Raw genomic sequence first — 22,011 nt, 5'->3', positions numbered from 1 at the left:
TTTTTATTGTTAACTTTCATATCAAATTATGAATAAGACACTTGCAATATTTTCCGTGATAATCCCATTTTTGCTCTCTGCTTACGTGATGTACACGATCTCATTTGTCTTAACACCATTATCACACTACTTCTCGACTACAATATCAAGTATCGTAATTGCTATAACATTATCATGGATTGGAGGTGCAATAGGTGGACTAATTTTCGGAAGACTTTCAGATTTAATTGGTAGAAGAAGAGCGTTACTGATGTCTTTCTTCCTATTTTCAATTCCGGAAATCTTATTATAGTTTATTCATAATTTGCTAGAATTTTACATTATATGGTTTATAATAGGATTTGGAGTTAATGGTGAGAATGGAATAAGTTACGCAGTAGTTGCAGAATTGAGAATAACTAGTCGTAAGGGATTTATTGGTGGAATAATGCAAGGCTTTTATGCCTTAGGTGCATTGCTAGGTGCAGTTACTGCAACATTTGCAACATTTAAAACGCTATTTTTAATTGCTGGATTAATTTCCTTATTGTCCTTTGCTTTTTATCCCTTTATTCCAGAAGAAAGAGTAAGAAGTAATGAGATAAATAGCAGATTTCTTGATGTGTTCTCGCCAACCTTATTAAGAATTACAATACTGGGTTCAATAGTATCACTATCCTCATTTCTCTTCATAATTCCAACATTCGAACTTATACCTACAATACTTAAAAACGACGAGTTAATTGCAATAGGGGATATTCTAGCAGTATTCTCGTTTGCAATTTCCGGTTACCTATCGGATATTAAAGGAAGAAAATTTTCTGCGGTAGTGTTTGGCGTCTTGGCAATAGTTTCCTCTTTAGCATTTATTGTGTATAAACTCGCCGCACTTGCACTCTTCTTTTCATCAGCCTTCTTCGCCTTCTTTGGGGTGTGGCTAAGCGAATTATACCCAGTAAGCGTTAGAGGAACTGGGTCGAATTTCGCATTGTTGATTGGCAGATTAATAGGTGGAGGATTTGGAACGTTAATAATATCAATAATTCCATTACCATTAAGACTCTCGTTAGCAATCGCGTTAATTACTACGTCAGTTATCAGTACAATAGGAATGAGCTTGTTATAAAAATATAAAAACTTGACTTTACACTATAATAATTATGGAAAGTGAAAATGTTCTAAAAGACGTTGAGGCTTTTGTAAAAGCAAAAATGAACGTGTTTAAGACTAGAAGTTACGTTTATGAGGGAATAATTAAGGTTGATGAGTACACTTACAAGGATTTAAAAATAGAACTCTACTACTGTGATGAGAAACTTCGACATATTGTAATAAAAAGTAGAGACTTAAACTCAACAATTAATAGCGATAGTACGACTCAGAATGTAAGTGATATATTGAAATATCTAGAGGAAAAATTAAAGAGGTAACCTCTTTAGTCCTTATTATTTATAAAAAATATAATCAAAAATGTGATAATATTTTATCAAACTCGTACTCTCAAGTTATTTCGTGATATTACTTAATACACTAGAGGATATTGAACTCCCCTCGCTATCACTTAAACACCTTTCTTACTCACTCCACCTATTATTACCTTCCGTTATACGTCTTTAATAATATAAGTACCTCCTCCCCATTACTTCTGAAATTCTTCTCCTATTCTCTATTAAATCCTTCAATTCTTTTAAAACTACACTTATTAAGACCTCTTTACCCTCTTAATATCCTTAAAGTTTACACAAAGATTTTCGAAAAACGTTAGCTAACCTAGAATTTCGTCAAAGAAATTTATAATTTCCTCAGAAACCTTATCTTTTATCGTTACGCTTTTGCTAAAGTTCTTAAGCTGGATTTTATAATAAAGCCTATCATAAAGTGTTGAGAAGGTCTTCTATACTTATGAAATTATACAAAAGTCAACTTTTACAGAGTAAGCATAAACGTCAAGTTTCAATCATAATCGTAAGCGGGAACTATAGCCTCCTTTATATTCAAGGGGACTTCTAAGTTTTAGTGCCTTATCAAAGGGAATTATTTATCTTTGTTTATTTAATTTATATAGTCTAATAAATCCGATAAAGACACAAAGTTCCTTCAATTCCATAAAATCTCTGAGTAGTTACCAATTATTCTAATTCCTCTTAACTGGAGTTATGAAAAATAGCTAAACTTGTTTCCTTCAAGAATTCTTGAATTTGAGAAAGGATTAATAGTGTATCTGTGTTCCTTCGAGTTCCCTTAGCTTTTCTTCTCTATTAGACAATTCCTCATCTTAGATCTCTTATCAAATAACGACTTCTACTCCATAATATTACTTCTCCCCCAGAAGTCGATAATTTTTCTTAATGGAAACCTTGTAAAAAGTATTAATATTATAAACTAAACTATAATATATGGAATATTCGGAACTCGTAAAACTTTTGGAGGAAACGGTTAGAATTCCATTATATGATGTATTAGGTAAGTTGAAAAACAATTTGATATTCTTATCAACATCTGAAGGGGAAAATAGCATTTATACATTAATGAATGGAAATACGGTAAAGCTGACAAAATTGCCGATAGCAGGAACAACTAGACCAAAATCTAACTTAGATTTCATACCTTTCACAAGAGATGAAGAAAAGGGAAAGGAAATTCATGCAATATATATAGCAAATTTGAAAGGAGAGGAGTTTCAAGTTGAGTCGCCAAAGGTTAGAATTTCGTCATTAGCTTATGATAGTAAGCGTATAGTATTTACTGGTTCTTCGCAAACTGAAACCTCAATATATGTTATTGAAAATGGAAGATTAAGCAAACTTACTACGATATCACCCTTCTCATTTGTTACAGATATTAATGAAAAATATATTATAGGTACGGGAGTATTGAAGGGAAATCCAAGATCACAAGAGTTCTTCATAGCTGATTTTAGTGGAGAAATGCAAATATTGACTCCAAAAGAAGGGAGTGTAACCAATGCGTATTATTTAATGGGAAATAAAGTTTACTTGGTAAGTGATTACGAAACACTAGGAGAGTCTTACTGGATTTATACTTACGATATAGAGAGTAAAGAGTACAAGAAAGTTGAAATGCCTGAGTTTGGATTTAAGCCAGTTGAGTTATATTATGACCCAGAAGATTCGTTAATAATAGCAAAGAAAGATGGAGAGTCTAGATTATTTTATAATGGCAAAGAGGTTAACACTCCAAGAGGTACTATTAGCGGTGCAACTAGAATAGGTGATGAAATATATTTTTCGCACTCCTCCTTAGTATCTCCACATAAGGTATATAAGGCAAGTAGAGATGGGAAAGTAGAGATCGTGATAGACAATAAGAAGGTTGACATGGGGGAACTAGAGTACGTTAAGTTAAAGACAGAAGTAGAGGTACCTACATGGATTATAAAGAGAAAAACTCCGGGGACTACGATAATATATATTCATGGAGGACCTTGGTCTGAAGTTGACAACAGTTGGAATTTGTTAATCGCACCTCTAGTATTAGCTGGATATAATGTAATTGCACCTAACTATAGGGGATCTACGGGTTATGGGAGTAAATTCACGTTAATGAATGTTGGAGATGCCGGAGGTGGTGATCTAAGAGACGTGATTAAGGCAAGGGATTACGCTTTCGAATCTGGAATTGCAAATAAGGTAGGAATAATGGGTTATAGTTATGGTGGATATATGACTTTATTAGCAGTAGGGAAAGAGCCAGAGAAATGGAATTTCGGTATAGCGGGTGCAGCTGTAGCGGATTGGGTTGAAATGTACGAACTATCTGATTCCTTATTTAGAGGATTCATGGAGATATTATTTAATGGTAAGAATACTAGTCTAATGAAAGAAAGGTCTCCTATAACATACGTTAATAATGTTAAAGTACCATTATGTATAATCCATTCTCAAAATGATACAAGAACTCCGCTAAGTCCAGTAATGAAATATGTACAAGAATTACAAAGAAACGGTAAAACTTATGAATTTCATGTTATACCGAATCTTGGTCATGCTATATATAAAGTTAGTGACGCAATAGATATACTACTTCCTGCCTTAATATTTCTTAAGAAACTAGAGGAGCAACAATAAAATTGCGCTACTTTGCTTGTACCTTGCTTCTCAAAATATACCATGAACCTATAGCCTTAGCACCTAATTTCCCGTCTGCGTCCTTAAACTCTATTTCGACGACTATTACTGTACTACCTTTTCTAAGGACCTTACCTTCGATTGTGAACGGCCCCTTGTACATTGGTTCTAAAAAGTTAATCTTAAGCTCCTGGGTCACTTGATCCATAGCATCATTTACCGTAAGTGCAGCGAGACCTCCAGTAATATCAATTGCGGACATAATAATACCACCATGTAGAACACCGCCTCTTCTGGTAAATTCTTCTTTATATGGTATCTCCACAACTGCTCTACCTTTTTCCAAATTAACCACTTTTACATCTAGAAATTTAAAAATTTGATCAGCCTTCTTAAAAATTTCCTCAATTGCTTTAATAGGGTCCTCCATGACAAGTAGAATTTAAAAGCAAATTGTCTTAAATAGTTTGCGTAGAGCTTTTTAAAACCTTAACAATTACCGGATCAATAATGGCATACTTACCCCTTTCTTCTTTAACGATGTAACCACTACCTAATAAGCTCTTCAATCCTTCATTTATACTCGCCTTGCCTAACTCCAAACCCTTCAGATCACCTTTACCACCTTTCTCTGCTAAGTATTTCAATATGATTCTAGCATTCTTTCCTAATTTGTTGTACTCCTCTTGAACTATTCCTCTTACAATTGGGTCGTTAAATGTTATATCTTCAATTACTTTCTTAGCACATTCTAATGTAACCTCATTACACTGCAAACTCTTTAACCCGAAATAGTTAAGCCAAGCAGGAATACCATCTAGCTCTTCTATAGCAAGTAATAGAGCGTTATCCTCATAGTCCTTTCCCTCGTCTCTAAAGCCTTGCTTTAAGAAATTAAACGAGGTATTTTTATCAAACTGTTTTATATAAATTGGAAAGAAAAATTGGTAAAATGGTTCCTTTTTATCGTAGAATATTTTTTCTAAAAGACCTACTGAAGAACCGGAAATCACATATGATACTTTATTATGAAATTGCCACTTACTCCTTAATAAGTGGAAAATCCCAGGATAATTCTGAGACGCTAGTTTTAAGTACTGGAACTCATCAATGGCAACTACAATAGTATTTAACCCAAACTCTTCAGCAAGCCTTTCCGGTAATTCTAAAATTTGTGGAATTGACTCCTTAACACCCCCTCTTTTTACGCTATTAAGAAATACTTCTACTTCTACAAGATTTATATTAAACGAGAGCTTAACATACCCTATTAGTTCTCTTAACTTATCAAGTAATTCCTTACCCTTCTGCTTAACTATTTGAGATATTTTCCTTTTTGGTTCCACGTAATTCAAGGTATTGGTTATTAGAAGTGATGAATATAATGATAGAAATGAGACTAGGTCAAAACTTTTACCTTCTATAAAGTCCTCTACAGAGATATAGACTTTCGGAGTCTCAATAATTTTTAAACTTTTTAATATTACGGAAGTCTTTCCTATCCTTCTAACGCCAATAATTGCAACTGGTTGTCTTCTATTCATCATTTCAACTAACTGTTTTACCTCATTCTCCCTATCAAAAGGTTCGTCAACTGGTTTACCGAAAATGAATTTCATAGGTACCCCTATTTCATAGGTACCCATACTATTAAAGTTTATCTTTATAAGATTAGATTATACTTTTATTCGAGAAATAACTCGATTACAAAAGTTTTTGAATTAATATACGGAACGCATACTTAAAGGATGAGTCATTGGGCTCATGATAAGTGTTTATTTTTAACTAATTAAAGTGATAAAAGGGGTTTGGGGTTCATAGAATTTCATAATATTTAATATTAACCCTCAGCCCTTGGATTTCACTGAAGTCCCGGAACTTTTCTCCATTCCTCCTTCTCTGCCCTATTATCGGGATAGTTCAGTATTAAACTCATATATAGTAGTTTCTTGAAAATGACGTATAGTATATAATGTTTAATTTTTACAATACAAGATAAGGTGTATTTATACTATTTACGCTTCAACTATTTACAATTCTTAAATTTTCTTGAGGAGAATCTATCTTAGTATTTAAGGTTTAAGGGATTTGAGGTAAATTTACACAAAGTAATACTTATACTCTTTTAGCGATGATAGTTCTATAATTAAATCGCAATTATCTATACATTATAGATCGAAATTTCTTCCCTCCTATTTAGTATGAGAATTAAACGACATTAAAATCAGAAAATAATAAAGAAATAATAAATTATAATATATTTTAAATTATTGTTAGGACAAACGTAAACGTCTATGACTATTACTATCGAAACTGATAATCCGGTAAATTTAAATTTATTACTATCGAAACTGATAGTATGAGTGAGTTAATAGCTAGACAGAAAGGGAGATTAAGATTAATGACACTTTGGTTGCTATGGCAATCCCCTAGAAGAGGTATCGAAATAATCGATGATATTAATAAGATGACTTGGGGATTTTGGAAACCTTCACCTGGTTCCATATATCCACTACTTAATAAAATGGAAGAGGAAGGAGTCATAGAGAAAACTTCAGATGGTAAATACAAGATTACCGCTAAGGGAACCGAAGAGATTAAGGAATTTTTACCTATCAAACAGATTAATAGTATTGAGGATTCTGTACAAGAACTTGAGGGATTAGCACAATTCTTTAAAGAAGTTGAAAGGAATAAACTAATCGAATATAAGCACCGAATCATTAGTGCAATAAAGGAAATTGAGGAGGTTGTTAAAAATGCGTAATGTTGCGATAAAGGCTATAAATCTGACTAAGAGATTTGGGAAATTTGTCGCAGTCGATCACATCAACTTCGAAGTATATGAGGGAGAAATATTTGGTTTTCTAGGTCCCAACGGTGCTGGAAAGTCAACTACAATTAAAATGCTAACAACAGTATTGAAACCATCTGAGGGTACTGCGACGGTTAGTGGATATGATGTAGTAAAACAGCCTGCATTAGTTAGACAATCAATTGGCGTAGTTCCTCAAGAATACACAGCAGATGAGGATTTGACTGGTTGGGAAAACATGATGATGATGGCGGGACTTTATGGAATTCCGAAAAGAATAGCAGAGGAGAGAGCTAAGGAGTTACTTGAAATGGTTGAGTTAACTTATGCAGCTAAGAGAAAAGTGGAGACATACTCTGGTGGAATGAGGAGGAGATTAGAAATTGCAATGTCATTAATAAGTAGGCCTAGAATATTGTTCTTAGACGAACCAACATTAGGTTTAGATGCACAAACTAGGGCCGCAATATGGCAATACATAATGAAACTCAAGGAGGAATACAAAATGACAATTTTCGTCACAACGCATTACTTAGAAGAGGCAGATATGTACGGAGATAGAATTGCGATAATTGATAAAGGAAAGATCTTAGCAATAGGAAGCCCTAAGGAGTTAAAGGAAAAGGTTGGTGGAGATGTGGTCTCACTTCAAACCAGTAATGATGAATTGGCTATTAAGATAATCTCTTCATCAAAGGATGGAATCTTAGATGTAAGAAGAGTTAGTGATGGTATTAGAATTAAGGTTAAAAATGGTGAAGAGAAAGCACCTGAGATATTAGAGTCTCTAGTTAAAAATGGAATTAAGGTTAGTAGGATGTCAATTACTGAACCCACTATGGATGAAGTGTATATGGAGTTTACTGGAAAGAGCTTAAGAGATGAAGAGGCAAGCGCTCAAGAAATGTTTGCGTTTAGAAGAACTATGAGGAGGGCCAGAACATGATAGAGGAGGAAAGAAATAACTATTCTGTTTTCCACGGTTTGTGGACTTTAGCATCTAGGGAACTGAAGAAGTGGTATAAGGCACCGGTAATACTCCTCCTTTCATTAATACAGCCAATATTCTGGTTAGGAATATTCGGCAAGGCAATGAATCTAGGTACTATTTTCACAGAGACCGCCTTTAACATACCTGGTCTGACAATACCAAAGCAAGTATTAGACGAAATAGGTTTAGAAATACTCAAACAGACCTTCGGAACTACTGATTACTTCTCTTTCTTGGCTGCTGGAATGCTATCTTTCATTGTATTATTTACATCAATGCAGAGTGGTATGTCAATAGTTTGGGATAGGAGATTAGGAGTATTAGATAGAATTCTAACAACACCAGTCCCTAGAGGGAATATAATAATAGGAAAGGTACTTTCAGCGGTAATAAGGTCACTAGTTCAAGCTACAATTGTTCTTGTTGTTGCAGTACTATTGGGAATGACTTTTGCACCAGGGATAAGCCCTCTAGACTTCTTAGGAGTTTACGCTGCGTTGTTTCTAATGTCCTTTGGCTTATCTTCACTATTCCTAATGCTAGCATTAAGAGCTACTAGTTGGGAGTCGCAAATGGCAATAATGAATCTATTAAACCTACCATTGCTCTTTACTAGCAACGCATTCTATCCAATAAAATCAATGCCGTATTGGTTAAAGCCGGTAGCTTACATTAATCCATTAACGTATTCCAATGGTGTTGCGAGAGGATTGTTACTAGGAATAAGCACAAATCTTGGCCTAGACTTTCTGTATCTAGGATTATTCGCAGTAATATTATCTACTATCGGTATAGTACTATCTTGGAAATATCTCTCCAAGTGAACTTTTTCTCGTAGAAACACTTTTATTTATAAAATTATGAGATAATCGTAATGAGCTACTTCGATAATATACCACTTTCAACAAGAATCAAAACGTTCATAGTAACTTCAGCTGGTTTTTTATTGGATGGCTATGATTTAAACAGCATATCGTTCGCTGCCACTGTAATATATAAAGAGTTCTCATTAACAACTGTTCAATATGGTTTATTGCTAGCTGCGTCATTAATTGGCATGATACCGGGCTCTATCCTATTTGGATGGTTATCAGATAAGATGGGTAGGAGTAAGATAATGGGGCTTGATCTTTTCTTCTTTTTAGTTTTTGGTATATTATCTGCAATTTCCCAGAACTTTGTTGAACTTTTTATTTCTAGACTGCTATTAGGAGTAGGAATAGGTGGAGATTATCCACTAAGTAGCACATTGATGTCAGAACTATCACCTTCAAGATCCAGAGGTAGGTATTTGACTGGGTCCGTAGCAATGTACTGGATTGGCGTTGCAATTTCTGGAATTGTAACGTTATTTTTATTACCAACTGGAAATTACTTCTGGAGATATGTCTTTCTAATAGGGGGTTTGATATCAGTACCAATAATTCTTCTTAGACTTAGATTAATTGAGTCTCCAAGATGGCTAGTTTCCTCTGGAAAGGCTAATATTAAGGAGATAAGCAGAGAAATGGAGAATAAGGGAGTTAGAGGTGTAGCAGATTTATTTAAGGGAAAATTACTAAAAATTACACTTTTCGTAACCAGTGTTTGGTTTTTATTTGACGTTGCCGCTTATGGAATTGGTTTGTATTATCCAGCTTTGCTTGAGGAATTCGCATTCCCATCAAAATATGAAACAGTACTAGGTACTCTAGCTATCGCAGGAGCTTCTGTTTTAGGATATATCATTGCTGAAGCCCTTGTTGACTCATTAGGAAGGAGAGTAGTATTACTAGTTGGATTAGGTTTCATGACGTTACTATTATACCTAGGTGGTGTTTATAAGGTCACTGGAGGAATATTAGTACCATATTTCATGTTATTCGTAGCTTTTGAACAATGGGCAGGTGCAGTAACCCTATTTTATCCAACCGAACTATATCCTACTCCAGTAAGAGCGGTTGGACAAGGATTCGCTACTGCAATTAGTAGAGTTGGTTCAGTGCTTGGTGTATTTTACTTCCCAATATTAACGAAACAGATAGGATTCTTTAACTCATTATTACTATTTGGTTCTGTATGTTTGATAGCGTTCATAATATCTACACTCATGAGTAAAGAGACTGCTAAAAAACCATTAGAAATTACCTCGGAGGGGATTAAATAAATATATAAAAAAGAAAAAAGAGAATAGCATAGTTTTATTTTTTATTATTTTCTCCACTATTCTTTTTCAAGAACCTTAAATAAGGTTTTAGTGCATAATCCCAGAAAAGTGCTCCTAAAATACCTCCTATAAAATCTGGAATCCCGTAAACGAAGAAATATTCTCCTCTAAAGTTGAACGCACCAGTCTTATATCCAAAAAGCCAAAGCGCTAACATAGGTCCCCAGCTTCTCGCTTCATTTATCATTCCTCCAGTTAATTGCGCTTCAAATAGCAGAAATGGCATAACATAACCTATTCCTATTGCCCACGGTGCTAACGACTGATTAAAATAAGGTGAGTCCGAATCTGTTACTGCAAGCACTATTAGTAATAAGAGAAATGTCATTAAAGCTTCTCCTAAAGCACCTATCCATAAGGGGAATACAGTATTTATCTGATAGGATAATATACCGGCATTGGGAGTATTGGGTAAAAGTAACGACTTTGGCCAGTACTGACCCCAGAAGAATGGATTGGTGTATTGTGTAAAGAACGCAGCTGCTACTTGAGCGTCTAAATACGGTGGAGGATCCATTTTCACAATGATGTTTCCCCAAAATGCTAGCAATACTCCGGCAGCGGCTGCAGCGCCTAAAATTTGGAATAAAATGTACGGTATTACATCAACCCATTTCATCCTTTTCGTTACAGCCATAGCTAGTGTCACATTTGGATTTATATGTGCACAACTTATTGGACCAACAGCGTAGATTGCTAAAACTACTCCAAAACCCCATGAGACCATTATGAATCCATAACTTGGAGTGTTAGTTAATAACGAGGCTACTACTGCACCGTCTCCGAATAATATAAGAATAAAAGTACCGATAAACTCAGCGAAATATCTCCATAGAGAATCCTTTATGATGACTAATGACATAATTACTCACTACCTAATGATTTTTCCCATCCCATAGATCTCTTCACAGCTTCCTTCCACGCCCTGTAGCGTCTTTCCCTTTCCTTTTCACCCATAGCTGGAGTGAACTCATTACCAATCTTCCATTTTTGTTTCAATTCATCAAGGGAATTCCAATAATTCACCGCTAAGCCAGCTAACATAGCAACACCCATAGAAGTAGTCTCCATTATTTTTGGCCTTATCACCTTTATCCCTAAAATATCTGCTTGAAATTGCATTAGTAAATTGTCCTTAGCTGCTCCACCATCTACTTTTAGTACTTTTATTTTACTTGCGGAATCCTTCTCCATTGTTTCTATAACATCTCTAGTTTGGTATGCAATTGATTCTAGTATTGCCCTAGCTATATGAGCCTTCGTAGTACCTCTTGTAATGCCTATTATCAATCCCCTTGCATAAGGATCCCAATATGGAGCTCCTAGACCAACAAATGCAGGTACGAAATAAACACCATCAGTATCTGGAACACTTGCAGCTAGTGGTTCAATTTCATCCGATACGTCTATTGCCCTTAACCCATCTCTAAACCATTGTACTGCTGCGCCAGTTATGAATATACTCCCTTCTAAAGCATATGTAACCTTTTTATCCTCCAGACCCCAGGCTATAGTAGTTAATAAATTTTCTGAAAAAATTGGATTACTACCTATATTCATTAAGATAAAACTTCCAGTCCCATACGTTGACTTTACTTCACCCACTTCGTAGGCTACTTGCCCAAATAGTGCAGCTTGTTGATCCCCAGCATCTCCAGATATTGGAATTGAGGATCCCAAAACTTCACTATAACCATAGATCTCACTCGAGGGCCTTACCTCAGGTAATATGTTCTCCGGAATTTTCAATAGTTCTAATATTTCACTATCCCATTCAAGATTATTTATATTAAATAACATAGTTCTAGAGGCGTTTGAGTAATCAGTTATGTGAACCTTACCATTAGTTAATTTCCATATTAGATATGTATCAATAGTTCCAAACTTTATCTCTCCTCTTTCAGCCTTCTCCCTTGCATTAGGGATATTATCTAATATCCACTTTATTTTAGATCCGCTAAAATAAGGATCAGGGACTAGTCCAGTTTTGTCCTTTATCATCCTAAAGTAATTTGCCTTTAGCCAATCTGTTATATTAGATGTTCTTCTATCTTGCCAAACTATTGCATTGTAAATTGGTTTTCCACTTTTTACATCCCACAATATAGTTGTTTCCCTTTGATTAGTTACTCCAATTCCAATAATCTGTTTAGCTTGAATCTTTGCCTTTTCCATTGCCTCTTTAATAGCTAACATCTGTGCATACCATATCTCATCTGGATTATGCTCTACATACCCCGGCTGTGGATAATATTGAGGGAACTCGCGTTGGCCTATTCCTACTATTTCTAAATCTTGATTATAAATTATTGCTCTAGCACTTGTTGTTCCCTCATCTATTGCTAAGATAAAGTTATTGGCCATCAGAAAGTTATTTGTATAACTTTTATTTAACTCCTTTAGCTAATCTTGAAAGTTCATTTAGATTTCCATCTAATTAGCATTAATTGTTAGATACGTTTTTAAAAATAAGATTTACAAGTGATATATTTCTAGGGAGTTAACCAATATCAAAATTTTTAATGTTCACCTCACAACTCATTACTATGGAAATTAGAGCTACAGTTACAGTGATTGGGGGAGGGATAAGCGGTTTGTTTACTGCATTAGATTTAGCGTTAAGGGGAATAGATGTAGCATTGGTAGAAAGAGGTGATATAGGGTCTGGAACTTCTGGAAAATTTCACGGGCTTCTTCATAGTGGAGCTAGATATGCAGTAACTGATCCCGAGTCCGCTAAGGAGTGTATCCAAGAGAATAAAATAATATCAAAAATAGCTCCTCACACAGTAAAAGATACGGGTGGAGTATTTCTTGGCATTACTGACAATGACTTGGAATTCTCTGAAACTTTCATAAAAGCGTTAAAAAATGTTGGGATCGAGGAAAAGGTCATAGATGTTAAAGAAGTATTGCAAAGAGAACCTTATATTAACAGAGATACAAAACTTGCAATTTGGGTTCCGGACAAAGTAGTTTATGGTTATGATCTAATGGCTAGCGTTGCAGTTACTGCATCGTTACACGGGGCGAAGATTCTAACATATAATGAGGTTGTCGAACTAATAAGGGAAAACGATAGCCTTAAGGGAGTTAAGGTTTTCGACAAAATAAACAACACTACTAATGTGATAAAATCCGACTTTATAGTTAATACTGCAGGCCCTTGGTCATTCAAAATCATAAAGATGGCTGGTTTAGAGGAAATGCCAATAATGCCAACTGCGGGAATTATGGTCGTATTTGAACAGAGAGTTAATAATATGGTTATTAATAGATTAAGACCACCCTCTGATGGAGATATAATTGTACCATATGGTGACTCGTCCATTCTAGGAACTACAGCTACAATTATCGAAGATATAGATAGCTTCGCTATATCAGATGAAGATATTAACATGTTAGTAAGTGAGGGAGCTTACCTAATACCGAAGCTGAAGAATATGAGGGTAGTTAGAGCTTATGCCTCCATAAGACCCTTAATTAAAAGTGAAGTATCTGCAAGAGAGGCTACTAGAGATTTCAGAATAATCGACCATGAAAAAGAAAATGGGTTAAGAGGATTAGTATCCGTAATTGGGGGTAAGTTTACAACTGGAAGACTAATTGGAGAGAAAGTAGCTGATTTAGTTTCTTCTAAACTAGGCATAAAGAGCGTGAGTAAAACTGCGACAACTAAGCTAATAAGTCCTCTTGATATTAACCTATTAGATTACGCTGAAAGGATTGGGATACCTAAAGTAGTAGTGAAGAGTATTTTAGATAGGAAAGGATCGTTAGATGAGGAAAGGTATTTGAGTTCACTATATATCCTTTTATCACTAATTTCTAAAGGGAGGATATAGAAATGGATTTTAAGGGAATTTTTGACGTAAAGAAAAAGACAAACGTGGTTAAGGAATTTTTAATTAATCCTAAACAGTTCGCTGAGTGCCTTCCTGGCTTGCAGAGCTATGAGATAGCAAATAATACATTTAAAGCTAGTTTCAAGCTAGATGTGTCGCAAATGAAAATACCCCATATGAGCACATTAACTGCCTTAATAAACGCTAATATCCTCGAAAAAGAGAATAACATAAAGATAAGTGGTAATGGTAGATCTGCTGGAGTTGGAATAAAGTTTAATATTACCATGGCATTAGAGGAAGTTGGGGAGATTACTAGAGTGAATTGGCTAGCTAAGGTAGATCTTGGAATGTTATCTAAACTTTTAGGAGAGGAAAACATTAGAAGAATTGCTGAGCCCAATATAACTCATATTATAAACTGTATCTCCTCAAAATTATCATAATTTCGTAATAATTAACATTATTGTAATAAAAAGTTTAATTAGTCTATTTATTCATAATTCCTTTTTCTTTTTCTTGAAGCACTCTCCACAATATTTTTCCAGATCCACTTTTTGGTAATGAATCAACGAACTCTATAATCCTGGGATATTCATAAGCACTCATATGTTGTTTGCACCATTCCCTTATTTCATCAGGTGTTATTTTTCCTCTATATTCTGGTTTTAATACTATATATGCCTTAACTTCCTCATTGGTTCTTGGATCTGGTGTCGCGACTACACACGCTTCTAAAACTGCTGGATGTTGATATAATTTGTTTTCTACCTTAGTTGGCCATACTTTATATCCTGCCCTATTTATCATTCTCTTTATCCTATCCACGATAAAGAAATACCCTTCTTCATCCATGTATCCAAGGTCCCCGGTTCTGAAATACTCTTGACCATTAACAGTTATAAACGACTTTCTAGTTTCATCCTCCTTTTTCCAATAACCCTTAAATAAACTAGGGCACCTAACTACTATTTCCCCTTCTTTATTAGGTGGAAGCACTTCGCCAGTTGATGGATCTATTACTAAAGCATCAACTCCGAAATGCGGAATCCCTAAACACTGTAACTTAGGTCTGTGTGGAGGATTAACGTGAGTTTGGGACATAGTTTCAGTTAATCCATAACCCTCTACATATTCTAAACCAGTTAACTCCTTAAGCCTCTTGGCGACAGCCTCTGGCATTGGAGCACCTCCACCTCCTATTAACATTAGGGAACTCAAGTTCCTCTTTTCTATACCAGGCGTTGCTAACAAATCTACAACCATAGTGGATATGTTAGTCCAATGGGTAACTTTATACTTCTCTATTGCGTCTAACGCTGCTTCTCTATCCCAAATGGACTGTAAAACCATTGTACTCCCGATATATAATGGAGCATTCAAACTATGAACGAAGCCAGTTACATGAAATATGGGTAATGATGATAGAACTACTGCAGAAGGCGTTAGCATATTCCAGATAACTGAACCCAAAACTGTAGGCCATATGGTTGAATGTGTATGAATACAGCCCTTTGGAAATCCAGTTGTACCAGAAGTGTATGGAAGCACTGCAATATCTTCTGCATTTACCTCAACTGGTGGTGGAGTATAACTGTTTCTTAAAGTTTCCTTCCAAGGGATTACGTCATTACTTAACTCTGGCTCCTTCTGCATTAATGGATGGACTTTTATTTCTGGTTGCTCTGGAAGATAGTCCTTAAATCTACCCGCTATAACCCATTTAACTTGAGTATTCTCTTTAGCTTTCATTACCTTACTAAGATATGAGGATAAAGTGACTACTCCAACCGAACCAGAGTCGTTAAGTATGTAGTTGAGCTCGTCTTCCGCTAATAATGGATTTATTGGAACCAATATTGCATTAGCCCTAAGGATTCCGAAATAAGCTATGATCCATTGTACTGAGTTAGGCATAAATATTGCTATTCTATCCCCTTTTCTAACTTTAAGTTCATTAAATAGAAATGATGAAAATCTAACTATGCTTTCCCATAACTCCTTATACGTTATTCTATTACCGTAATATATTATAGCAGTCTTATTGGGATATCTCTGCGAGGAGACTTCTACAATATTGAATAAGGGAACCTCTGGGTAATCTAAGGTCTTAGGTAATTTAGGTGGCCAATATTTAAACCAAGGTCTATCAAGTGGTATACTTTGATTCATAAGAAAATTTAAATATACACACTAATAAACCTTTATTCACAGAAAAGCTTATCTATTATGGATAAAAATAAACTATTTGTATGAGAATACCTTTAGTTGGAAAGGAACCAATAGAAGCTAAGGATATGGGATTTACGCTCATACACGAACATTTGAGAGTCTTTAGCGAAGCAGTTAGAATGCAATGGCCCCATTTATACAATGAAGAAGAAGAGTTCAGAAATGCGGTAAACGAAGTTAAGAGAGCTATGGGATTTGGAGTGAGGACTATAGTAGATCCTACAGTAATGGGATTAGGTAGGGATATAAGATTTATGGAGAAGGTAGTAAAGGCCACTGGGATAAATTTAGTAGCAGGGACTGGGATTTACATATATGTTGATTTACCTTTCTATTTCTTAAATAGATCAATTAATGAGATAGCTGACTTATTCATTCATGATATAAAAGAGGGAATACAAGGTACTTCTAATAAGGCAGGCTTCATAAAGATAGCTGCAGATGAGCCAGGGATTACTAAAGATGTGGAGAAGGTAATAAGAGCAGCTGCTATAGCCCATAAGGAGACTAAAGTTCCCATAATTACGCACTCTAACGCTCACAACAACACTGGATTAGAGCAACAAAGAATACTGACTGAAGAAGGTGTTGATCCACATAAGATATTAATAGGGCATTTAGGCGATACTGATAATATAAATTATATAAAGAGGATAGCAGATAAGGGATCCTTTGTTGGATTAGATAGATATGGTTTAGATTTATTCTTACCAGTTGATAAGAGAAATGAAATTACCTTAAGACTAATTAAAGATGGTTATTCGGATAGAATAATGATCTCACACGATTATTGTTGCACAATTGATTGGGGGACTGCTAAACCAGAGCTTAAACCTAAACTTGCTCCAAGATGGAGTATGACTCTGATATTTGAGGATACTATACCGTTCTTAAAGAAAAATGGAGTTAATGAAGAGGTCATAAATATAATATTTAAGGAGAATCCCAAAAAGTTCTTCAGCTAAATATTTATTTTAACTTAACATTTTTTATCATATCATGCCACTAGATCCACAGGTTAAAGACCTCTTAACTAAAATGAACTCACTATTACCTACAACTCCTTTAACACCCCAAGAGTTCAGAAAAGTCAGAAATGATCTCTTTATAAAGATGTTCAATAACGAAAAAGTTGAGCTATATAATATTCGTGACATGATTGTCCCGGTTAGGAATGGGGATATAAAAATAAGAGTGTATTTTCCAAGCCAAAGGGAAAACCTCCCCGCTGTAGTGTATTATCATGGAGGAGGTTTCGTTTACGGAAATTTAGATACTCATGATAGTATATGTAGGCTAATTTCAAAGTTATCAAATACCATAGTAGTCTCGGTTGATTATAGATTAGCTCCAGAACACAAATTCCCCACACAAGTTTATGATGCATACGACGTAGTTAAGTGGATAGCTCATAATGGAGGAAAGTTATCAATAGATACGTCAAGAATTGCAGTCGCGGGAGATAGTGCAGGCGGAAATTTATCCGCAGTAGTTAGTATTCTCGATAGAGATAATAAAGAAAACATTGTGAAATATCAAATAATGATATATCCCGTAGTTAACATGTTAGACTCGTCTCCCTCAATGTATAATTATGGTGATGGTTATTTCCTAACCTATGAGAGAATTTTATGGTACAATAAGCAATATGTTAAAGACGATAGCGATTATTATAATCCTTTAGCTTCGCCAATATTGGCTGAACTACAAAACCTCCCTCCTGCGTTAGTAATTACAGCCGAATATGATCCCTTGAGAGATCAAGGTGAAATGTATGCTCATAAACTAAAAGCAAACGGAGTAAAGGCGATAAGCCTAAGATATAACGGCATGATACACGGTTTCGTGAGCTTCTATGAGTATTTAGATACCGGAAGAGAAGCAATACATCATATTGCATCATCGATTAGAAAAATGTTTAACAATTTTTACTGATTTTTTACTATGATATTTTTCAGAATCCCTATCTTCTCCACGTATAGTTCTATACTGCTATTTGGCTTTAACGATTTGCCTATATCTAACCCAGTACATCCACTTACAGTACCACTTCCGAAAACATCGCCAGATCTAATGTACTCATCTTGAGACACATATGCAATCATGTCTTCAAAACTCCATTGCATATCTTCTGCTCTTGTATCACACCAGACTTCGTCATTGACCTTGGCGTAAACTCTCAATCCCTTAATATCCGGCAATTCGTCTTTAGTTACTATCCAAGGTCCCAATCCATTTGCGAAATCTTTACCCTTTGCAGGACCTAGTAAACCTTTCATCTCAGCCATTTGAATATCCCTTGCGCTAAAATCATTGAAAATAGTAAAACCTAGTATATACTCTCTAGCATTCCTCCTATCAATATCCTTTCCTTTCTTATATATTATAGCAGCTATTTCTAGCTCTATGTCAACGTGATTAGAGTACTTTGGCCAAGGTACTTCTTCTAAATGCCCATAAAATATTGCTGGATCCCCTTTATAATAAATAGGTATCTTAAACCACTCTTCTGGTATCGACTGTCCTCTTCTCTTATAAGTAGCCTCAACGTGACCTTTAAATGCTAGGAAATCCCTTAACATATTAGCCCTTAATAGGGGTGCCTTTAGCTTAACTTGCTTAATATTGTAAAGAACGTCATTTCTTTTCTTTGACCATTCCAAAATTTTCTTAATAAATTCTAATCCCAGATCCCCAGCTTGAAGTACTCCTAACATATCTGGGGGGACTATTGCATTACAATATCTCTCAACAAACTGCTCGTCTTCCCCTTTTTCAATCAGCATTAGGTAACAAGAGGTATTCAGATCTGCTATATATTCATCGTTAACTAAGACACCACTTCTCACCCTATTATCCTTAATAAAACTTAGTAGTTTCATGCTCTCTAAAAAATATTTAATCAAAAAAGGTAATATATATTACTATGGAAGTTCAATATAAGTTCGAAAGGATAAGTGATAACGTATACGCTTTCATTCAGCCTAATGGCGATTGGTTCTTAAGCAATGCGGGGGTAATAATAGGTAAAAATTACGCCGTAGTAGTGGATTCATTAACAAATGAGAAAATGGCAAAACACTTCATTTCTGAAATAAGGAAAGTAACGGATAAGCCAATAAAGTACTTGATAAATACTCACGAACATGAGGACCACTTGTGGACTAATCACTTATTCCCTAACGCAATAACTATTTGCCATAAAAATTGCAGGGAGAAAGTAGTAGAGGGAATGAAAAGAGGGACTAATCCCTATGAAAAGCTATTTAGTACAATAAATTTTTCAGGATATAAATACACTCCTCAAGAAGTAGTAATTAATGACGAGATGAGGATATTTATTAGTGATGATGAAGAAGTTAGAATAGTATACGTCGGCTACGCCCATACTACTAGTGATATCTACGTGTATATTCCCAACAAAAAGGTTGTATTTACTGGTGACCTTCTCTTTTCTCCACCTTGTACTCCATTTGCTTTAATGGGTTATATCCAAGGATATATAAATGCGTTAGAGAACTTAGCTAGTCTCGACGCAGAGGTTTATGTACCGGGTCACGGTGAGGTGAGTTATAATAGAAAGGCTTTATACGAATCAAGGGATTACTTAATTTTTGTGAGAGATGAGGCAAGAAAATTGATGAAGGTTACTGATGATCCTATTAAGGCCGCTTATGAGATAAATTTGGGCAAATATGAGGAGTGGATAAGTAAGGAGAGAATAGTTGGAAATTTAGCTAGGGCATATAGTGAGTTGAAAGGGGATCCTCCAGCCTCAAAATTAAAAAATAGTGAAGAAATACTGATAGAAATGATTAAATATAGAGAAAAGAGAGGGGGATGAAGTAATTAACGTTGTTGTGACAACCACTTCAACACTAAGGTGTTAACGTCTTTTTCACTATTTTCCCCAGTATAGACATCCAAATGGCCATATCCTTTCAGTAAGATGACTTCACTATTCGGAGGTAATCTCTCACTATCAAAGATCTGAAGGCCAAACCTTTCACTAACGAATGCTATAGTAGGTACGAGTATCCCCTTATAATCGAATTTTAATCCCCTTTCCAGACTTAACCTATATGGCCAGTAAGGATCGAAAGAGGCTAATATTGGAAACATGTCCTCCTTTTTAGAGTAAGGGTAATCGTAAGGATTCGCTGAGCCAGTTACATATAAACTATCCATTAAGAAATCACTTATAGTCTTATATTTAGGTTCTGGACTTGGCATATCTGGATTTGCTAAAGCGTAAGCCCATATAGGGTTATTTGGCCCGCCTCTACTAGGTATAGCGTAGATGCCTTTAGCTTCCATTTCCTCAACACTACTTACTTCAGGATTATAAAATCTTGGTCTTATTCCATGCTTAACGGGACCTCCATCTAATAGGATTAGCCCTTTAATGTCATCCTTCCAATATATAGAGGAGTAATTAAGGGCCGCTCCGCCTCCAAAACTCTCTCCTGCTAAAAATATTTTCTCTTGCTGCGAATTTCTTTTAATAAAACTAACTGTTTCTTTGATATCGTTTATCCACGTACTCCATCCCCAATTGTACATAAAGGAGAGCTGCCTATCTCTTAGAAATGGGGGAACATAGTGAGTTCTATAGTCAATTGTATAAACATTAAATCCGTTTCTAGCTAGGTAAAGTACTATAGATTTTCTATAATCTGGTATTGTATAATATACGCCATGCCAACTTATTGATACTAATTGTTCTCCACTAGACCATGTACCAGGCAGTATAAAGATAGCATCATTACCACCTCCTACAAAATTTACCTTATGAAGGGATATAACATCGTATGGCGAACCCTCCCTCTTTATCCTCCACATGCTCTCTACAAGCTCATCGTTACCTAAGATTGGGGAGTCCTTTTTTACAATTTTCCATTCTTCATACATTCAAGTTAACCCCTTGTTAAGATATCCTTTAGCGCAGAACCGATCATAATTGTAACTAATCTACTCACGTTAGGTGAACCTAAAAAAGCGTGAACCATACTATTCACTCTAAAGCTTAAAGTAGAAACTCCGGATTCCATTAACCTTTTAGCGTAAGCTTCTCCCTGATCTCTTAGGGGATCAAATTCTGCAGTCACAACTATAGCTTGTGGTAAATTTGAAAGATTTTCTGCAATTAAGGGGACGAACATAGGATTAAGGATATCCCTTTCGTCTCTTATGTACATTCTTACTCCGTAATCTATTGGTACATTGATGTCCAAGAAATAACCTTTTCTATATTCAGTCATTGATCTAGAGGCTAAATCTAGATATACGAATGGAACCACAAGTGCTTGTGCCTTTAATTTTATCCCATGATCTCTGGAAAGAATAGATGTGACTGCTGCTAAGTTGCCTCCAGCGCTAATCCCGAAAACTGCAATCCTATTTTTATCTCCACCTATATTTTCAGCATTCTCATAAGCCCATTTAATCGAATCGAAGCAGTCAGTTACGGCTGCGGGAAACTTATGTTCTGGCGCAAGTCTGTAATCAACTGAAATAATTATACAGTTACAAGAATTAGCTAATATTCTAGACACACTATCCTCAGTTTCGATACTGCCTAAAATCCAAGCGCCACCATGAAAGTGGAGAATAATGGGATGTGCCTTTTTATCATCTGGATAATATATTCTTATAGGTATCTCAGTTTCTGAACCTCTAATTTTCCTATCTTCAATCTTATATACTGGATCCTTCGGAGTTGCCTCTGCTAAAAGCTTATTGAGTTTTTCCCTAATTTCTTGTAATGAATATTTTGAAAAATCTAAAACGTTATACTTATAAAAGTAGTCTAAAAACTTTCTTACCTCTGGATCTAGAGGAATTTTTCCACCTAA

19 protein-coding genes and 1 pseudogene are annotated in these 22,011 nt (G+C 35.3%); 12 read left to right on the top strand and 8 right to left on the bottom strand.

Features of this window, described 5'->3' with window-relative positions:
• The first annotated feature begins 28 nt into the window (after positions 1-28).
• The 3 genes and pseudogenes from GFS03_RS03185 (at position 29) to GFS03_RS03175 (ending at position 4,067) form a co-directional block, all read left to right on the top strand.
• Positions 29-1,105 (top strand): annotated as a pseudogene (locus GFS03_RS03185) (MFS transporter).
• A 34-nt stretch (positions 1,106-1,139) separates the two neighbouring features.
• Entirely contained in the window at positions 1,140-1,409 is a 270-nt protein-coding gene (locus GFS03_RS03180) for a hypothetical protein (RefSeq protein ID WP_153422485.1), read from the top strand.
• 966 nt (positions 1,410-2,375) lie between these two features.
• The gene (locus tag GFS03_RS03175) at positions 2,376-4,067 is read left to right on the top strand and encodes an alpha/beta hydrolase family protein (RefSeq protein WP_153422484.1); all 1,692 of its coding nucleotides are present in this window, start codon (positions 2,376-2,378) and stop codon (positions 4,065-4,067) included.
• A 7-nt stretch (positions 4,068-4,074) separates the two neighbouring features.
• Here the strand turns inward: GFS03_RS03175 and GFS03_RS03170 are convergent, their stop codons facing one another.
• Both GFS03_RS03170 and GFS03_RS03165 read right to left on the bottom strand, forming a co-directional pair.
• Positions 4,075-4,497 carry a PaaI family thioesterase gene (locus GFS03_RS03170; RefSeq protein WP_153422483.1) on the bottom strand — a complete coding sequence of 141 codons (423 nt, stop codon included), beginning with the start codon at positions 4,495-4,497 and terminating at the stop codon, positions 4,075-4,077.
• A gap of 28 nt (positions 4,498-4,525) precedes the next feature.
• On the bottom strand, positions 4,526-5,686 hold the full coding sequence (locus GFS03_RS03165) for an AAA family ATPase (RefSeq protein ID WP_153422482.1): 1,161 nt from the start codon (positions 5,684-5,686) through the stop codon (positions 4,526-4,528).
• A 740-nt stretch (positions 5,687-6,426) separates the two neighbouring features.
• On the opposite strand from GFS03_RS03165, the gene GFS03_RS03160 reads away from it, so the two are divergent.
• From GFS03_RS03160 to GFS03_RS03145, 4 genes are read left to right on the top strand one after another with little or no spacing between them, the layout of a single operon-like run.
• Positions 6,427-6,834 carry a PadR family transcriptional regulator gene (locus GFS03_RS03160; protein ID WP_153422481.1) on the top strand — a complete coding sequence of 136 codons (408 nt, stop codon included), beginning with the start codon at positions 6,427-6,429 and terminating at the stop codon, positions 6,832-6,834.
• The gene (locus GFS03_RS03155; protein WP_153422480.1) at positions 6,827-7,828 is read left to right on the top strand and encodes an ATP-binding cassette domain-containing protein; all 1,002 of its coding nucleotides are present in this window, start codon (positions 6,827-6,829) and stop codon (positions 7,826-7,828) included. Before GFS03_RS03160 ends, GFS03_RS03155 begins: the two co-directional genes overlap by 8 nt.
• Positions 7,825-8,697, top strand: coding sequence for an ABC transporter permease (locus tag GFS03_RS03150; RefSeq protein WP_153422479.1), 873 nt, complete (start codon positions 7,825-7,827; stop codon positions 8,695-8,697). Before GFS03_RS03155 ends, GFS03_RS03150 begins: the two co-directional genes overlap by 4 nt.
• A gap of 50 nt (positions 8,698-8,747) precedes the next feature.
• Positions 8,748-10,019 (top strand): MFS transporter, encoded by a 1,272-nt coding sequence (locus GFS03_RS03145; RefSeq protein WP_153422478.1) that lies wholly within the window; start codon positions 8,748-8,750, stop codon positions 10,017-10,019.
• Positions 10,020-10,053: 34 nt separating this feature from the next.
• Here the strand turns inward: GFS03_RS03145 and GFS03_RS03140 are convergent, their stop codons facing one another.
• Together GFS03_RS03140 and glpK are read right to left on the bottom strand one after the other, a co-directional pair.
• Positions 10,054-10,941: an MIP/aquaporin family protein gene (locus GFS03_RS03140; protein WP_153422477.1), complete on the bottom strand. Its 888-nt coding sequence runs from the start codon at positions 10,939-10,941 to the stop codon at positions 10,054-10,056.
• 2 nt (positions 10,942-10,943) lie between these two features.
• The gene (glpK, locus tag GFS03_RS03135) at positions 10,944-12,443 is read right to left on the bottom strand and encodes a glycerol kinase GlpK (protein ID WP_153422476.1); all 1,500 of its coding nucleotides are present in this window, start codon (positions 12,441-12,443) and stop codon (positions 10,944-10,946) included.
• Between the two features lie 182 nt (positions 12,444-12,625).
• Between glpK and GFS03_RS03130 the strand changes: the two genes are divergently transcribed.
• Together GFS03_RS03130 and GFS03_RS03125 are read left to right on the top strand one after the other, a co-directional pair.
• Positions 12,626-13,924: an FAD-dependent oxidoreductase gene (locus tag GFS03_RS03130; protein ID WP_153422475.1), complete on the top strand. Its 1,299-nt coding sequence runs from the start codon at positions 12,626-12,628 to the stop codon at positions 13,922-13,924.
• Positions 13,925-13,926: 2 nt separating this feature from the next.
• Positions 13,927-14,370 (top strand): SRPBCC domain-containing protein, encoded by a 444-nt coding sequence (locus GFS03_RS03125; protein ID WP_153422474.1) that lies wholly within the window; start codon positions 13,927-13,929, stop codon positions 14,368-14,370.
• A 43-nt stretch (positions 14,371-14,413) separates the two neighbouring features.
• Here the strand turns inward: GFS03_RS03125 and GFS03_RS03120 are convergent, their stop codons facing one another.
• On the bottom strand, positions 14,414-16,096 hold the full coding sequence (locus GFS03_RS03120) for a long-chain fatty acid--CoA ligase (RefSeq protein WP_153422473.1): 1,683 nt from the start codon (positions 16,094-16,096) through the stop codon (positions 14,414-14,416).
• 80 nt (positions 16,097-16,176) lie between these two features.
• Here GFS03_RS03120 and GFS03_RS03115 point away from each other — a divergent pair, with 80 nt between their 5' ends.
• On the top strand, positions 16,177-17,121 hold the full coding sequence (locus GFS03_RS03115) for a phosphotriesterase family protein (RefSeq protein ID WP_153422472.1): 945 nt from the start codon (positions 16,177-16,179) through the stop codon (positions 17,119-17,121).
• A gap of 34 nt (positions 17,122-17,155) precedes the next feature.
• Positions 17,156-18,091, top strand: coding sequence for an alpha/beta hydrolase (locus GFS03_RS03110; protein ID WP_153422471.1), 936 nt, complete (start codon positions 17,156-17,158; stop codon positions 18,089-18,091).
• On the opposite strand, the gene GFS03_RS03105 is transcribed toward GFS03_RS03110, so the two are convergent.
• Positions 18,085-19,038 carry a fumarylacetoacetate hydrolase family protein gene (locus GFS03_RS03105; protein ID WP_153422470.1) on the bottom strand — a complete coding sequence of 318 codons (954 nt, stop codon included), beginning with the start codon at positions 19,036-19,038 and terminating at the stop codon, positions 18,085-18,087. The two genes, GFS03_RS03110 and GFS03_RS03105, sit on opposite strands and share 7 nt — an antisense overlap.
• Before the next feature lie 44 nt (positions 19,039-19,082).
• On the opposite strand from GFS03_RS03105, the gene GFS03_RS03100 reads away from it, so the two are divergent.
• Positions 19,083-20,000, top strand: a complete 918-nt coding sequence (locus tag GFS03_RS03100; RefSeq protein ID WP_153422469.1) for an MBL fold metallo-hydrolase — start codon at positions 19,083-19,085, stop codon at positions 19,998-20,000.
• Positions 20,001-20,005: 5 nt separating this feature from the next.
• Here the strand turns inward: GFS03_RS03100 and GFS03_RS03095 are convergent, their stop codons facing one another.
• Together GFS03_RS03095 and GFS03_RS03090 are read right to left on the bottom strand one after the other, a co-directional pair.
• On the bottom strand, positions 20,006-21,067 hold the full coding sequence (locus tag GFS03_RS03095; protein ID WP_153422468.1) for an alpha/beta hydrolase: 1,062 nt from the start codon (positions 21,065-21,067) through the stop codon (positions 20,006-20,008).
• Positions 21,068-21,072: 5 nt separating this feature from the next.
• Positions 21,073-21,837, bottom strand: a complete 765-nt coding sequence (locus tag GFS03_RS03090) for an alpha/beta hydrolase (protein ID WP_153422467.1) — start codon at positions 21,835-21,837, stop codon at positions 21,073-21,075.
• Positions 21,838-22,011: the final 174 nt, after the last annotated feature.

It is taken from the genome of Sulfolobus sp. E5-1-F, assembly GCF_009601705.1.
Classification (GTDB): domain Archaea; phylum Thermoproteota; class Thermoprotei_A; order Sulfolobales; family Sulfolobaceae; genus Saccharolobus.
Note: the sequence above shows the minus strand (reverse complement) of the source record. Positions and strands in the feature narration are given on the sequence as shown.